The organism is Roseinatronobacter monicus (assembly GCF_006716865.1).
In the GTDB taxonomy this organism is placed as follows: domain Bacteria; phylum Pseudomonadota; class Alphaproteobacteria; order Rhodobacterales; family Rhodobacteraceae; genus Roseinatronobacter; species Roseinatronobacter monicus.
Genome location: NZ_VFPT01000001.1, coordinates 1,681,203 through 1,696,771 on the forward strand (window position 1 = coordinate 1,681,203; position 15,569 = coordinate 1,696,771).

The 15,569-nt window shown below is 60.0% G+C and carries 17 protein-coding genes; 1 reads left to right on the forward strand and 16 read right to left on the reverse strand.

Annotated elements, in window-relative coordinates:
• Nucleotide 1: 1 nt before the first annotated feature.
• From BD293_RS07945 to BD293_RS08020, 16 genes are all read right to left on the reverse strand, one after another.
• Nucleotides 2–427: a DUF5333 family protein gene (locus BD293_RS07945; RefSeq protein ID WP_142080643.1), complete on the reverse strand. Its 426-nt coding sequence runs from the start codon at nt 425–427 to the stop codon at nt 2–4.
• 4 nt (nt 428–431) lie between these two features.
• A complete protein-coding gene (locus BD293_RS07950; protein WP_142080644.1) occupies nt 432–929 on the reverse strand; it encodes a DUF3291 domain-containing protein in 498 nt (165 codons plus the stop codon).
• Nucleotides 930–931: 2 nt separating this feature from the next.
• Nucleotides 932–2,230 (reverse strand): NADH-quinone oxidoreductase subunit NuoF, encoded by a 1,299-nt coding sequence (nuoF, locus tag BD293_RS07955; RefSeq protein ID WP_142080645.1) that lies wholly within the window; start codon nt 2,228–2,230, stop codon nt 932–934.
• 21 nt (nt 2,231–2,251) lie between these two features.
• Nucleotides 2,252–2,479 carry a DUF5337 domain-containing protein gene (locus BD293_RS07960; protein WP_142080646.1) on the reverse strand — a complete coding sequence of 76 codons (228 nt, stop codon included), beginning with the start codon at nt 2,477–2,479 and terminating at the stop codon, nt 2,252–2,254.
• A 22-nt stretch (nt 2,480–2,501) separates the two neighbouring features.
• Nucleotides 2,502–3,635: an NADH-quinone oxidoreductase subunit E gene (locus BD293_RS07965; protein WP_142080647.1), complete on the reverse strand. Its 1,134-nt coding sequence runs from the start codon at nt 3,633–3,635 to the stop codon at nt 2,502–2,504.
• Nucleotides 3,635–4,858 (reverse strand): NADH-quinone oxidoreductase subunit D, encoded by a 1,224-nt coding sequence (locus BD293_RS07970; protein ID WP_142080648.1) that lies wholly within the window; start codon nt 4,856–4,858, stop codon nt 3,635–3,637. The genes BD293_RS07965 and BD293_RS07970 overlap by 1 nt, the downstream gene beginning before the upstream one ends.
• Nucleotides 4,855–5,463 (reverse strand): NADH-quinone oxidoreductase subunit C, encoded by a 609-nt coding sequence (locus BD293_RS07975; RefSeq protein ID WP_142080649.1) that lies wholly within the window; start codon nt 5,461–5,463, stop codon nt 4,855–4,857. Before BD293_RS07975 ends, BD293_RS07970 begins: the two co-directional genes overlap by 4 nt.
• Nucleotides 5,464–5,475: 12 nt before the next feature.
• Nucleotides 5,476–6,000: a NuoB/complex I 20 kDa subunit family protein gene (locus tag BD293_RS07980; RefSeq protein WP_142084429.1), complete on the reverse strand. Its 525-nt coding sequence runs from the start codon at nt 5,998–6,000 to the stop codon at nt 5,476–5,478.
• Nucleotides 6,000–6,365 (reverse strand): NADH-quinone oxidoreductase subunit A, encoded by a 366-nt coding sequence (locus tag BD293_RS07985; RefSeq protein WP_142080650.1) that lies wholly within the window; start codon nt 6,363–6,365, stop codon nt 6,000–6,002. The genes BD293_RS07980 and BD293_RS07985 overlap by 1 nt, the downstream gene beginning before the upstream one ends.
• 265 nt (nt 6,366–6,630) lie before the next feature.
• Entirely contained in the window at nt 6,631–7,413 is a 783-nt protein-coding gene (locus BD293_RS07990) for a crotonase/enoyl-CoA hydratase family protein (RefSeq protein WP_142080651.1), read from the reverse strand.
• Complete coding sequence (locus BD293_RS07995; protein WP_142080652.1) at nt 7,413–8,270, reverse strand: hydroxymethylglutaryl-CoA lyase; 858 nt, start codon at nt 8,268–8,270, stop codon at nt 7,413–7,415. Before BD293_RS07995 ends, BD293_RS07990 begins: the two co-directional genes overlap by 1 nt.
• The gene (locus BD293_RS08000; RefSeq protein ID WP_142080653.1) at nt 8,267–8,908 is read right to left on the reverse strand and encodes a glutathione S-transferase family protein; all 642 of its coding nucleotides are present in this window, start codon (nt 8,906–8,908) and stop codon (nt 8,267–8,269) included. Before BD293_RS08000 ends, BD293_RS07995 begins: the two co-directional genes overlap by 4 nt.
• A 79-nt stretch (nt 8,909–8,987) precedes the next feature.
• Nucleotides 8,988–10,931, reverse strand: coding sequence for an ATP-binding protein (locus BD293_RS08005; protein ID WP_142080654.1), 1,944 nt, complete (start codon nt 10,929–10,931; stop codon nt 8,988–8,990).
• Nucleotides 10,932–11,059: 128 nt separating this feature from the next.
• On the reverse strand, nt 11,060–12,664 hold the full coding sequence (locus BD293_RS08010) for a carboxyl transferase domain-containing protein (protein ID WP_142080655.1): 1,605 nt from the start codon (nt 12,662–12,664) through the stop codon (nt 11,060–11,062).
• A gap of 48 nt (nt 12,665–12,712) precedes the next feature.
• The gene (locus tag BD293_RS08015) at nt 12,713–13,048 is read right to left on the reverse strand and encodes a lysozyme inhibitor LprI family protein (protein WP_246086248.1); all 336 of its coding nucleotides are present in this window, start codon (nt 13,046–13,048) and stop codon (nt 12,713–12,715) included.
• 223 nt (nt 13,049–13,271) lie between these two features.
• A complete protein-coding gene (locus BD293_RS08020) occupies nt 13,272–14,435 on the reverse strand; it encodes an isovaleryl-CoA dehydrogenase (protein ID WP_142080657.1) in 1,164 nt (387 codons plus the stop codon).
• A gap of 150 nt (nt 14,436–14,585) precedes the next feature.
• Between BD293_RS08020 and BD293_RS08025 the strand changes: the two genes are divergently transcribed.
• A complete protein-coding gene (locus BD293_RS08025; RefSeq protein WP_142080659.1) occupies nt 14,586–15,524 on the forward strand; it encodes a nucleoside hydrolase in 939 nt (312 codons plus the stop codon).
• Nucleotides 15,525–15,569 lie beyond the last annotated feature (45 nt).

Genomic DNA, 15,569 nt, shown 5'->3' on the forward strand with positions numbered 1-15,569 from the left:
TTTACCTCTCCCGCAACTGGCGGCCAAGCGCCGAGCGTTCGGCAATCTGGGCCTGCGCATAAGCACAGACCGCGGCTTCATTGGTCGGATCGACATCGGCACTTTGCAAATGCGCCTCGACAATACCTTTCAGGCGCGCCTGCTCTTGCTTGTCTTCGACAAAGGCTTCGATTTGTGCGCGACTGAACCCCAGATTTCTGGCCCTGTTATACAGCGACAAGAAATGACTTGTCCGCGCAAATCGGCCCGGCGGGCTGATCGCAGGGCAGGTATCGACAATGTGTTTTATCAGCGCAGCCGTAAACAGACCGTTATAGACAGCCGGCGTGGTGCGCAGGGTTTCATTAACCTGCGCCTGCGTGGTCGCAGCCACGGCAGAGCCGCTGCACAATATGGCAAGGCTGAAGGCAAGTAGATGACGTTTCATGGTGTTACTCCGCTGCGACAGTGCAAGACTGCCGCTTCCAAAGGTTGGCCTCGGCCAGCCAGTCCCAGCCAAAGGCATGTTCACTGGCCCCATGCGCGCGCATATGTTCAAGCCGCGCAAGCCCTTCGTCCAAACTCGGGCGATGGGTCTGGGGCACAAACCACATGACAAAATGCTGATCCGCCATCACCTGAAACCACTCTGCCCGGCGGGCATAGAATTGCCGGTGCACTGTATTCCAGACAAAGGCTTCCAGCGCCGCAACATCGGTCCAGACAGTCAGATTGGCCACGAATTGCGGATCACCTGCAATGCAATTTTCGGTGTTGCCGCGGCCCGGTTCGCCCGAGCCTTCCATCATCCAGACAAATCCGGGGCTGCGCTTGCCAATGCCGTTGACCAGATCCAGCGCGCCCATGAACTCGGCCACGCGCGGGTCATCGACCGGCGCTGCCAGCCGCCCGATATTGAGTTGCGCAAGATGATGGCCTGACTGCGACATGCTTACTCCGCTGCGACCTTGGACATGCGACCCGCCTTTTGTGCGGTAATCCGATCTTCGATCACATCTCGGAAATTGCGGATCAGACCTTGGATTGGCCAAGCGGCCGCATCCCCCAACGCACAGATTGTGTGACCTTCGACCTGCTTGGTCACGTCCCACAGCATGTCGATTTCCTCGATCTCGGCCTCGCCGCGCAGCAGGCGGTCCATGACGCGCATCATCCAGCCGGTGCCTTCGCGACACGGCGTGCACTGGCCGCAGCTTTCATGCTTGTAGAATTTCGACAGCCGCCAGATGGCCTTGATGATGTCGGTCTGCTTGTCCATCACGATCACAGCCGCTGTCCCAAGGCCAGAGCCAAGCTCATTGCGCAGGTAATCGAAATCCATCGTGGCATCGCGCATCTTTTCGCCGCGCACGCACGGCACTGAACTGCCACCGGGGATAACCGCCAGCAGATTGTCCCAGCCACCGCGAATGCCGCCACAATGCTTTTCGATCAATTCCTCGAAACTGATCGACATGGCCTCTTCCACCACGCAGGGGCGGTTCACATGGCCCGAGATGGCGAACAACTTGGTACCGGCATTGTTGGGACGCCCAAAGCCCGCAAACCACGCGCCACCACGGCGCAGGATAGTGGGCACCACAGCAATCGATTCCACATTGTTCACAGTTGTAGGGCACCCATACAGCCCCGCACCCGCCGGAAAGGGCGGCTTCATGCGCGGCATGCCCTTTTTGCCCTCAAGGCTTTCCAGCAAGGCCGTTTCCTCGCCGCAGATATAGGCGCCTGCACCGTGATGCAGGTAGATGTCGAAATCCCAGCCCGACCCGCTGGCATTGGGGCCGACAAGGCCAGCGTCATAGGCTTCGTCAATCGCGTTTTGCAACGCTTCACGCTCGCGGATATATTCGCCGCGAATATAGATATAGCAGGCATGCGCCTGCATGGCGAAGCTGGCAATCAGGCAGCCCTCGATCAGGGTGTGCGGATCATGGCGCATGATTTCGCGGTCTTTGCAGGTGCCCGGTTCGGACTCGTCTGCATTGACCACGAGATAAGAGGGGCGACCATCGCTTTCCTTGGGCATGAACGACCATTTGAGGCCAGTGGGAAAACCTGCACCCCCGCGCCCGCGCAAGCCCGATTGTTTCATCTCGTCGATGATCCAATCGCGGCCCTTTTCCAGCAATGCCTTGGTTCCATCCCAATGTCCGCGTGCCTGCGCGCCCTTGAGCGAGCGGTCATGCATCCCGTAGATATTGGTAAAGATCCGGTCCTTGTCTTCAAGCATGTGCTTACCCTTATCTGCCGACTATTTGTCGGCCTTGCCCTGTCGCCAGACGCGAAACGTTACAATCAATGCCCAAACGAACGCCGCCAGCGCGGAAAAATCTATCAAGAACGCGTAGCGCGGGTCCCAGCCAAATTCGCGCCCCATCCAGCCCAGAACCACCCAAGCCACGATGGTCACAGCCATGACCAGCCCTGCAAGCCGCGCCTGCCGGGCCAGTGCCATTTCGCGGGACGAAGGTTTCGCCATGCGCTCTCATCCTTATGCCCCGTCAGGAGCTTTGTGACTTATCAGCCTCACCGGCTGCGGCAAGATTGTTGGCCTGTTCTACCCAGCCATCCCGCGCAATCCGGCCCTTGAATTTCAGCCGTGCGTCCACCCACTCAATTTCAGCAGCACTCCAGCCAGCGATCTGCCAGTAATGCCAGACGCCAAGATCATTCAGCACGCCTTCGAGTTTCGGGCCAACACCTTTGATCTTTTTCAGATCATCCGGTGTGCCGCGCGCGGTTTTCAGCATCTCGGGCGCAGTTTCTACCAGATCAGCCCCTTTGGCCACGGCTTCAGGCTTGGCGATTGTCTTGTCAGTGTCAGCTTGCTTGCTCACTCCGGTTGTGTCGACCGGCTTCTTGGCCGCCGGCTTTGGCTCGTTCTTTTTTGCGGTCGCGCTGTCGACGGGTTTTGGCTTGGTGGGTTTTGATGCTTTCGCAACCCAAGGCGTGATGAGCGGCACTTCAGTGCCATCAATCCGCTTCAACGTATCTCCATGCGCGTCGGCCAGCGCGACAGAGCCGTTCATCGGCTCGCCGCTATAGTCGTGCAGGCTGGTCACACCACCAAGCGGTTCAGACGCAAAGCGCCCGTTCTGCGGCCCCGGTGTCGGCACTTTTCCTGCGGCCATGTCATCCAGAATCTTGGCAAAGCTTTCGGCAGTCAGATCTTCGTAATAATCCTTGCCGATCTGTGCCATGGGCGCATTTGCACAGGCACCCAGACACTCCACCTCTTCCCAGCTGAACTTGCCATCGGACGAGAGCATATGTGCGCGCGGCGCGATCTTTTCCTTGCAGATCTCGACCAGCTTTTCAGCGCCACAAATCATGCAGGATGTCGTACCGCATACCTGAATATGCGCAACAGAACCAACGGGTTGCAGTTGGAACATGAAGTAGAACGTCGCCACTTCCAACGCCCGGATATACGCCATATCCAGCATCGAGGCGATATGCTCAATCGCGGGACGGGTCAGCCACCCTTCCTGTTCCTGCGCACGCCACAATAGCGGGATGATGGCCGAAGCTTGTCTGCCTTCAGGGTATTTTGTGATCTGCCCTTCGGCCCAAGCCTGATTGGCGGGCGTAAAGGCGAAGCTGTCGGGTTGGTTTGGGTGCAGGCGGCGCAGCATTAGCGGTCAATCTCTCCGAACACGACATCCATTGTGCCGATAATGGCGGCCACATCGGCCAGTTGGTGCCCTTTGGCAATATAATCCATGCTTTGCAGGTGCAGGTAACCCGGCGCGCGAATTTTGGCGCGGTAGGGTCGGTTGGTGCCATCGGCCACCAGATAGACGCCGAATTCGCCCTTAGGGGCCTCAACAGCGGCATATACTTCGCCTGCGGGCACATGGAAGCCCTCGGTATAGAGTTTGAAATGATGGATCAGCGCTTCCATCGAGGTTTTCATCTCGGCGCGCGACGGCGGCGTGACTTTGCCGCGTGCCAACACATCGCCCTGCCCTTCAGGTTCGCGCAACTTGGCGATGGCCTGCAACATGATCTTGGTCGACTCGCGCATCTCGGCCATGCGGCACAGATAGCGGTCGTAGCAATCGCCATTCTTGCCGACGGGAATCTTGAACTCGAATTCATCATAGCATTCATAGGGTTGCGCACGCCGCAAATCCCAGGCGAGGCCGGAGCCGCGCACCATGACACCCGAATAGCCCCAATCAAGGATATCCTGTTCGCTAACCACACCGATATCCGCGTTGCGCTGCTTGAAGATGCGGTTCTCGGTCAGCAGCCCGTCGATATCATCCAACAGCTTGGGGAACTCATGCGCCCATGCCTCGATATCGTCGAGCAGCGCGGGTGGTAGGTCTTGGTGCACGCCACCGGGCCGGAAATAGGCCGCATGCAGACGCGCGCCGCAGGCCCGCTCGTAGAATATCATCAGCTTTTCACGCTCTTCAAACCCCCAGAGCGGCGGCGTCAGCGCCCCCACATCCATGGCCTGCGTCGTGACATTCAGCAAATGGCTGAGGATGCGCCCGATTTCGGAATACAAAACCCGGATCAGTGACGCACGGCGCGGCACTTCAACGCCGGTCAGCCGTTCAATCGCCAGACACCAGGCATGTTCCTGATTCATCGGGGCAACATAGTCCAGACGGTCAAAATACGGCAGGTTTTGCAGGTATGTCCGGCTTTCCATCAGCTTTTCGGTGCCGCGATGCAGCAGCCCGATATGCGGATCGCAGCGCTCCACAATCTCGCCATCCAGCTCCAACACCAGCCGCAGCACACCATGCGCCGCCGGGTGTTGCGGGCCGAAATTGATGTTAAAATTGCGAATCTTCTGCTCGCCCGTCAGCGTGTCATCAAACCCTTTGGCGCCGTCCATCATTTTGCAGCTTCCTTCTTCTCATCACCCGGAAGGATATACTCTGCCCCTTCCCATGGTGACATGAAATCGAACTGGCGGTATTCCTGCACCAGATGAACCGGCTCATAGACCACACGTTTGAGCGCATCATCATAGCGCACTTCGGTATAGCCCGTTGTCGGGAAATCCTTGCGCAGCGGATGGCCGCGAAAGCCGTAATCTGTCAGCAGGCGGCGCAAATCGGGATGGCCGGAAAACAGGATGCCGAACATGTCGAAAACTTCACGCTCGAACCAATTTGCCGATGGGTGAATAGCTGTCAGTGAGGGGGCAATATCATCCTCGGCCACAGCAACTTTCACACGGATGCGGTGGTTCAGATACATCGACAGGAAGTGATAGACCAAATCGAACCGCTTGCGCCGCCCCGGCCAGTCAATCGCCGTGATGTCCACCAGCGTCGAAAACTTCATGCTGTCATCATGCTGCAAATGCCGCACCAGCTTTATCAGGTGCGACAGCGTGGTGGTGATGGTCAATTCACCATGCGAGATTTCATGGCTGACCAGCGCCTCGCCCATACGCATTTCCAGCAAGGCGACCAATTCATTCAATGCATCAGACATTTTCGCGCCCCTTTACCTGACCAATGTCCCGGTGCGGCGAATTTTGCGCTGCAACTGTAGAATACCATATAACAACGCCTCGGCAGTTGGTGGGCAGCCAGGCACATAGATATCGACCGGCACGATCCTGTCGCAGCCCCGCACAACGGAATAACTGTAATGGTAATACCCCCCGCCATTGGCGCAAGACCCCATTGAAATAACATAGCGCGGCTCTGGCATCTGGTCATAGACCTTGCGCAAGGCAGGAGCCATCTTGTTGGTCAGCGTGCCTGCCACGATCATCAGGTCTGACTGGCGCGGGCTGGCGCGGGGGGCCGTGCCGAAACGTTCCAGATCATAGCGCGGCATCGAGGTGTGCATCATCTCGACCGCGCAACAGGCCAGACCGAAGGTCATCCAGTGCAGCGATCCATTGCGCGCCCAGTTGATGATATCCTCGGTCGAGGTCAGCAAAAAGCCTTTGTCCTGCAACTCGCGGTTCAGGTCGCTGGTCGCAACCTCGCGGTCGGGACCGGCGGTGTTCGCCCCTGTCATCACTCCCATTCCAGCGCTCCTTTCTTCCATTCATAAGCAAAGCCTACGGTCAGAACCCCAAGAAACACCATCATCGACCAAAAACCGGTCATCGACATATCCGAGAAGGCAACCGCCCACGGGAACAGGAACGCAATTTCCAGATCGAAAATGATGAATAGAATGGCCACAAGGTAAAAGCGCACGTCAAATTTCATCCGCGCATCATCGAAGGCGTTAAAGCCGCATTCATAGGCCGATACCTTTTCCGGGTCAGGGTTGCGCACAGCTATAACAATCGCTGACAGCAGCAAAACCAGCCCAAGGGCAACTGCGATGGCAAGGAAAATCAGGATAGGCAGGTAGGATGCGAGTAGGTCTTCCACCTTTGGCTCCTTTATCGCGCGGCGGACAGAAGCGCTTGCCGCGTGTTGGCACCCTTCATCTACTCCCGAAGACCGACAGGGTCAACTGAACTACAGCCAAACTTGCCGGAAAAACACTGTACGGAATACTATTGTATACTAATAAATATTCCTAAGAATGAATGATATCTTGGTCTTTGCGCACAATCTGGCATCCTGCGGTGGCAAGGCCTGCTTCAAAATGGCGCGTCCAAGCGCCTGCTCGGGATGTAGCGCTTACGCAAGGTCAGGTTGCCCAACCCGGTTTGCGCCGCTCGAAAAAGGCAGCGAGCCCTTCCTGCGCTTCCTCCCCTTCCCAGCAAGCCACCAGCTCCGAGATGGAATGCGCAACGGCGTCCTTGTCTGCGCCAGCCTCAAACCGTTGGGCCAGCCGTTTGGCACGCGCAACTGCGCCGGGCGCGCAGGCCAGATAGGGGGTGACTTCCGCTGCGACAGCTGCATCCAGCTCGTGCTGCGGGACCGCGCGCGCCAGCAACCCCAGTGCCACGGCTTCCTGTGCATCGAAAATCCGCGCCGACATGAACACGCGCCGGGCCTTTGCCGCGCCCATGCGCGCCAGCACATAGGGGCCAATCGTGGCCGGAATCAACCCAAGCCGCGTTTCGGTCAGCCCGAACGACACCCCTTCAACCCCGATAGCAACATCGCATACGGCCATCATTCCAACCCCGCCGCCAAAGGCCTGCCCCTGCACCCGCCCGATCAGGGGTTTGGGCAACTGGTTCAGCGCGCCCAGCATGGCCGCCAACTTGCCTGCCTCGACTGCGCGCGTGGCGCTGTCGGCGCGCATCTGCTCTTGCATCCAGCCCAGATCGCCACCAGCACAAAAACTCTTGCCGCTGGCCCGCAACACCACGACCCTTACAGCGTCATCCTGCGCCAGCCGGGTGGCTGCGTCGGTCAGTTCGTCAATCATAGGGGAATTCAGCGCGTTGTGTTTCTCCGCGCGCTCAAGCGTCAGTTCGGCAACCCCGCGCGCATCTGTCTCGACTGTGATGGTCTGATACATCAGCTCTCTCCCTTGCATAGATCGCGCGCCATAGCGGCCGCCTGTGCCAGCACATCGCGGTCAAGTCCGGTCTGCCATCCCATACCGGTCAGCCATTCATGCACCACTTCAGTTGCCACATTGCCCGAAGCACCGGGCGCATAAGGACATCCGCCCAACCCGCCAACCGCCGCATCAAATACCCGCAATCCGAACTCGAGCGAGGCTTCGATATTTGCCAGCGCCATCCCGCCTGTGTCGTGAAAATGCCCGGCGAGTTGCGCGGCAGGCACCTCTTGCAACACCACACGCAACATCGCCGCCACGCTGTCCGGCGTGGCGCGGCCAATCGTGTCGCCAAGGCTGATCTCATAGCAGCCCATATCGCGCAAATCTGCCGCCAGCCGTGCCACCGCAGCCGGGGGCGTTGGCCCATCATAGGGGCATTCCGTCACGCAGGACACATATCCACGCACCGGGATGCCCGCCGCCGATGCTGCGGCCATGACCGGAACAAACCGCTGCAAACTCTCTGCGACCGAGCAGTTCAGATTGGCCCGGCTGAACCCTTCCGAGGCCGAGGCAAAAATCGCCACCTCATCCGCGCGGGCCGCAAGTGCTGCGTCAAACCCTTTCTGATTGGGCGTCAGTGCCGCATAGCGCACCCCCGGCGCGCGCGCGATCTGGCGCAGCACTTCAGCAGAATCGGCCATCTGTGGCACCCATCTGGGGCTGACGAAACTCGCCACTTCCAGACGCTTGAACCCTACACGGCTCAGACAATCCACCAGCGCCACCTTGTCGCCGGTCGGAATGAAGCGCTGCTCGTTTTGCAGACCGTCGCGCGGTCCGACCTCGAAGATCTCGACCCTGCTCACGCGCCCTCCTCCTGTGGTGGCGGATAGAAGGGCTGCGTATAGATTTCAGCGGGGCCATCCTGCTCAAGGGCGCGCGCAAACCCGGCGCGCGCCTGGCAGCGCTCCAGATAGGCGGCCGCGACGCGTGGCAACGCCCCAAAACGCTGCGCCAACAAAACGGCATATCCCAAGGCAATATCGGCCATGCTGAATTGGCCGGTGACAAAATCCGGCCCGACCGCGCGCAATGCAAATTCCAGCCGCTTGGCTTCCAGCCGCATGACAGTCTCAGATCGCATCCAAGCCTCGCGCAGAACTATGTGATGCTGGGTCAGATTGGCCAGATGCGCGCCCAGTGTTTCCGCGTAATGCAGCCCTTGCAGGAACACAGCGCGCCCCGCCGCGCCCTCGGCCGGGCGCAGATGCACCCCGCGCGTCTCGGCCAGATAGAGCAAGATTGCGCCGCTTTCGCAAAGATACTGCCCGTCAATCTCGATCGCGGGCACCCGCCCGGCAGGCGCGCGCGCCAGATGGTCCGGCCCGCGCAAGGATTTGTCAAAGAAGGAACATCTGATGAGTTCATACTCAACGCCCAACTCCTCCAGGGCCCAAAGTACCCGGAACGACCGCGATTGACTGACATGCCACAACCTGATCATCCACCTGCCTCATTTTCTTGCTGAAAATACTCATGTGCCCGATCACGGCTTGCGGCCGCGTGCGAGCAGATGCGCCCGCTCAAACGCCATCCTCCAGACGCACCAATGCGGCCCCTGCCTCGACCTGCGCGCCCTCGCGGGTCAGAAGCTCGGCCACCAACCCCGCCCGCGCAGCTGTCAGAGTGTATTCCATCTTCATTGCTTCCAGAACAGCCAATCGCGTGCCGATCTCGACCGCCTCTCCCTCTACCACGAAGACTGCTTTCACCAGTCCGGGCATCGGGGCCAGAACCAGATCTGCGCCCGCCGCCAAGGCCCCTTCCCGCAACAGCGGGTCACGCAGCCACAAGACGCGCGGCACCGTGCCAAAAAGGGTGATGCGCCCATGCGCGCAACACCCCCGCACCAGACCCGGCGCGCCCTCAACACGCAGGCCCGCCCCTTCGGCGCGGACTGAAATCTCGCGCCCGTCCAATGTCACGCGCGCGCGCGATGCACCCGTCACGGCAATGCGGACATCGCCCACAGGCGCATCCCCAAGATCAAGCGCCACATCCTGCCAAATCGCAGCACCAAGCGTGAAACCCGCCAAAGGGTCTGTGCACCGTGGCAGTTCAATTGCGAAAGCGGCGGCGGCGGCGATCTGCCAGTCCTGCAGGTCAGGCTCATGGGTCAGCGCGTCAATATCGCGTGCGATCAGACCAGTATCCACCTGCCCAGCCTGAAACCCCTCATGGCGGCTCAGCGCACCGAGAAACGCCAGATTGGTGACTGTACCGGCCACTTCGGTGTTCCCCAATGCGGCCTCTAACTGCTTGAGCGCGATTCTGCGCGTGGCACCATGCGTGACGATCTTGGCGATCATCGGGTCGTACCAAGGACTGATGTCATCCCCGGCACGCACGCCGGCATCATTTCGCGCTGCGTCGCAAAAGCGCAAATGCTCCAGCCGCCCGGTTGCGGGCAAAAATCCTGCGGGCACATCTTCGGCATAGAGGCGCGCCTCGAAGGCATGGCCCGTGATCGTGAGTGCATCCTGTGTCTTGGGCAAAGCCTCGCCCGCTGCCACGCGCAACTGCCACTCCACTAGGTCCACGCCTGTGATGGCCTCGGTTACAGGATGCTCGACTTGCAGACGCGTGTTCATTTCCATGAACCAGAACCCGTCAGGGCGCAGACCGCGCGCACCATCCACGATGAACTCGACCGTACCTGCGCCCTTATAGCCAATCGCTTGCGCGGCGCGCACCGCCGCCTTGCCCATGGCCGCGCGCATCTCAGGTGTCATGCCGGGGGCCGGGGCTTCCTCGATGACTTTCTGGTGGCGGCGCTGAAGCGAGCAGTCGCGTTCGAAAAGATGTACGGCATCGACGCCGTCACCAAAGACCTGTATTTCGATATGGCGCGGCTTGAGGATGAATTTCTCGACCAGAACAGCGTCATTGCCAAAGGCCGTCGCGGCCTCGCTGCGCGCGCTTTGCAGTTCTTGCGCGAAATCCTCGCGCCGCTCGACCAGCCGCATGCCCTTGCCGCCGCCCCCTGCCACGGCCTTGATCAGAACCGGATAGCCAATTGCATCCGCGGCCCCGGCCAGATGCCCCGCATCCTGATTGGCCCCGTGATAGCCCGGCACAACCGGCACACCGGCTTCCTGCATCAGTGCCTTGGCTGCATCTTTCAGCCCCATGGCACGGATTGCGCGGGCAGAGGGGCCAATGAAGACCAAACCTGCCGCCTCGACCTGCGTCACGAAATCGGGGTTTTCCGACAGAAAGCCATAGCCGGGATGGATGGCCTGCGCGCCTGTATCCAGCGCGGCCCGAATGATCGCGTCGCCGCGCAGGTAGCTGTCGCGCGGGGCCGGCCCACCAATTGCGACCGCCTGATCGGCCAGTTCGACATGCGCGGCCCGCGCATCGGCTTCAGAATAGACCGCGACACTGCGCACCCCAAGCGCGCGCGCGGAGCGGATGATCCGGCACGCGATTTCACCGCGATTGGCAATCAGGATTTTGTCAAACATGGGTGCGAGTTCCTTTTGGTCAGCGCCGGGGGGCCAGCCCCCCGGACCCCCCGGAGTATTTGGCGCAAGAAAATGATGAAGGGGCATTTTCTTGCTTTAAATACTCCTGCCGGAGGCATGAAATCGGTCTACATCCGGAACACGCCGAAGCGCGTCTCCTCAATCGGGGCGTTCAAGGCCGCTGACAGTGACAGGGCGAGAACCTCGCGCGTGCGGCGCGGGTCGATGATCCCGTCATCCCAGAGGCGTGCGGACGCATAAAGCGGGTGGGACTGGCGCTCGAACATCTCGGTGGTGGGGCGCTTGAACTCTGCCTCCTCCTGCGCACTCCAGCTTTTGCCTGCTCGCTCGATCGCATCGCGCCTGACGGTTGCCAGCACCCCCGCTGCCTGTGCGCCCCCCATCACCGAAATTCGGCTGTTGGGCCATGTCCACAAAAAGCGGGGGGAATAGGCACGCCCGGCCATGCCGTAATTGCCCGCCCCGAAGCTGCCGCCAACCAGCATGGTGATCTTGGGGACAGAGGTGCTGGCGACGGCGGTCACCATCTTGGCCCCGTGCCGCGCGATCCCCTCATTCTCGTATTTGCGCCCAACCATGAAGCCAGTGATATTTTGCAAAAAGACCAGCGGGATACGACGCTGGCTGCACAGCTGGATGAAATGCGCGCCCTTGATGGCGCTTTCGGAGAACAGCACGCCATTATTGGCGACAATCCCCACCGGGCAGCCCATCACATGGGCAAAGCCTGTGACCAGCGTTTCGCCAAAGCGGGGTTTGAATTCGTCAAACCGCGATCCGTCCACCACGCGGGCAATCACTTCGCGGATATCATATGGGGTGCGCAGATCGGCGGGGACCACACCGAACAGCTCGGAGGGGTCATAGGCGGGGTCTTCGGGGCTTTGCCATTGCACGGTCGCCGGTTTGGCGCGGTTGAGGTTGGAGATCGCGCGGCGCGCAAGTGCCAAAGCATGTGCATCATCTTCGGCCAGATAGTCGGCGACCCCTGACAGGCGCGTATGCACGTCGCCCCCCCCCAGATCCTCGGCGCTGACCACCTCGCCTGTTGCGGCCTTGACCAGCGGCGGGCCCGCAAGAAAGATCGTGCCATGCCCTTTCACGATGATGCTCACATCCGACATGGCCGGAACATAGGCGCCACCTGCGGTGCACGAGCCCATGACAACAGCGATCTGCGCAATTCCCTTGGCGGACATCTGCGCCTGATTGTAGAAGATGCGCCCGAAATGGTCGCGGTCTGGAAACACCTCATCCTGATTGGGCAGGTTCGCGCCGCCGGAATCGACCAGATAGATACAGGGCAAATGGTTCGCTTCTGCGATTTCTTGCGCGCGCAGATGCTTCTTCACGGTCATCGGGTAATAGGTGCCCCCCTTAACAGTTGCATCATTGCAGATGATCATACAATCCTGCCCCGAGACACGGCCAATCCCTGCGATCACGCCCGCACAAGGGGCCGCCCCATCATAAAGGCCATGCGCGGCGGTTGCGCCCACTTCCAGAAAGGGGCTACCTGCATCGAGCAGATTGGCCACCCGGTCCCGCGGCAGCATCTTGCCGCGCGACACATGGCGCGCACGGGCCGCTTCACCGCCGCCCGCACGGGCGAGGGCCTGCGCGGCCTCTATTTCGGCCAGCGCGGATTCATGCGCCAATGTGTTGGTGCGGAACTGCTCTGATCCCGTCAAGATGGCAGAATTGAGTTTCATCCAAGTCTTCTCCCGTACCCGCGCGTCACCCGGTAATTTTGCGGCATGTCACCCTTCGCCCGAAAAGACGGACATAAGATAAAGCGCCTGCTCACCCGTCGCGTTCATCATACAGGCCAGATAGGCCGGGCTTGCCCCTGTGCCGCCTTGCCATTGGGCGGCTTCGAAGCTGCACTTTGCATCACGAAATGCCATCCAGGCCCGCTGCATATCGCGCAACTGATCTGCCTGAATGGCCAACGTCTCTGGCAATTCAGCATCTGATGATTGCAGTGCGGCACGCAACTGCTGGTAGCCGCTGTTGAGAATGCCGTCCCAGTAGCTCAGCTCCGCATCAAGGCAGAATCCCATCCCGATTGTGGTCTGGCCGTCAGTGCTCGACATGCACTGATTTGCCGCCAAACCGATACACTGCGATTTGTCATCACCGTGGGCAGCATTATATCGACAACTCTCGGTTGGTTCAGGCGCGAACGACAACTCCTGCGCTGAAAGAGGCGTGGCCATAAGGACGATCGGTAGAATTAAAATGCGCATGACGTTTCTCCGCTGACATAAATGCAATGCGTGCAGAATGCCCCTTGCCCGATACTTACCGCAAGGCAAATCACCCCATCGCCGCCATCAGTTCACGCCCGACCAGCATCCGCCGGATCTCGGATGTGCCTGCGCCGATTTCCATCAGCTTTGCATCGCGGAACAATCGGCTGACAGCAGAGTCGTTCATGAACCCTGCCCCGCCCATCGCCTGCACCGCCTGATGCGCCTGCTTCATCGCTTCTTCGGACGCATAAAGCACGCAGGCCGCCGCATCAGCGCGCGTCACAGCGCCCCGATCACATGCCTTCGCCACCTCATAGACATAAGCGCGGGCGGAATTCATCGCCGTGTACATATCGGCGATCTTGCCCTGCATCAGTTGGAAGCTGCCAATCGGCTGGCCGAACTGGTGGCGGTCGCGCAAATAGGGCATGATCTCGTCCAGACAGGCGGCCATGATGCCCGTGCCAATGCCTGACAGCACCACGCGCTCATAATCCAGTCCCGACATCAGAACGCGCACGCCGCGCCCCTCTTCGCCAAGAATATTCTCGAACGGGACTTCGACATCCTCGAACACCAATTCCGCCGTGTTGGACCCGCGCATCCCCAGCTTGTCAAAATGCGGCGAGGTCGAGAATCCGGCCATGGATTTCTCGATCAGGAACGCCGTTATCCCTTTGGAACCTGCTGATGCGTCGGTCTTGGCGTAGACGACCAGCACATCGGCATCGGGACCATTGGTGATCCAGTATTTTGTGCCGTTCAGGATGAAGCGGTCATTCTTCTTCTCGGCTTTCAGCTTCATGCCCACCACATCAGAGCCTGCGCCTGCTTCAGACATGGCCAGCGCGCCCACATGCTCGCCCGAAATCAGCCCCGGCAGGTAGCGCGCTCGCTGCGCGTCCGTGCCATTGATCTTGATCTGGTTGACGCACAGGTTGGAATGCGCCCCGTAACTGAGCGACACGGACGCAGAGGCGCGCGCAATCTCCTCAATCGCGATGACATGCGCCAGATAGCCCATGCCTGCGCCGCCCAATTCTTCGGGAACAGTAATGCCAAGCAGCCCCAGATCGCCCATTTCGCGCCAGAGCGCGTTCGGAAAACTGTTGCTGCGGTCAATCTCTGCGGCCATCGGTTTGACGCGATCTTGCGCCCAGCGATGCACCATATCGCGCAGAGCATTCACATCTTCGCCCAGATCAAATGTCATGGATGCGGTGAACATTGCGTCTTGCCTCCCAAAACTGAACGCTTGTTCATTTAATACGCATGCGGGTGGGCCTGCGTCAAATGAATTCTGGTGTGGTGGTCGCGCAATCATTGCACTTGGCAGAACTTGCGCGCATTCTGTCGTGAACACAAAAGAGAGGATTGCATGAGCGCGCGCAAGATAATTATCGACACAGACCCCGGACAGGATGACGCGGTCGCCATTCTGCTGGCCCTCGCCTCGCCCGAGTTGGAGCTGCTGGGTATCAGTTGTGTGGCGGGCAATGTGCCGCTGGCCCTGACGTCAAAAAATGCCCGGATCGTGTGCGAATTGGCAGGCAGGCCGGAGGTTCGGGTTTTCGCAGGCTGCGACCGCCCCATGGCGCGCCCGCTTGTGACCGCAGAGCATGTGCATGGCAAGACCGGGCTGGACGGCATTGACCTGCCCGACCCAAGTATGCCCTTGCAAGATCAGCATTCCGTCGATTTCCTGATTGAGACGCTGCGCACCGAGCCTGCGGGCACGGTCACGATCTGCCCCATCGGGCCTTTGACCAATATCGCCACGGCGATGGAACGCGCGCCGGACATCATCCCGCGTATTCAGGAAATCGTGCTGATGGGCGGGGCCTATTTCGAGGTAGGCAACATCACCCCCACAGCCGAGTTCAATATCTACGTAGACCCCGAGGCCGCGAAGATCGTCTTTGGCGCGGGCGTGCCGCTGACCGTGATGCCGCTGGATGTGACGCACAAGGCGCTGACCACCCGCGCGCGGGTCGAGGCCTTCCGCGCCCTGCCCGGCCGTGTCGGCCCTGCGGTCGCAAGCTGGACCGATTTCTTCGAGCGTTATGACAAGGAAAAATACGGATCAGAAGGTGCCCCCCTGCATGACCCCTGCACTATTGCCTATCTGCTCAAGCCAGAGTTGTTTTCAGGCCGCAACATCAATGTCGAAGTCGAGACAGGGGCGGAGCTGACCCTTGGCATGACTGTTGCCGATTGGTGGCGCGTCACGACCCGCACGCCGAATGCGAATTTTATAGGCGGGGTAGATGCAGACGGCTTCTTTGCGCTGCTGACCGAGCGTTTGGCGCGGCTATGAGCCTTGCAAAGCACCTGTCAGCACCAGCATTTTGAAAGCTGAAGC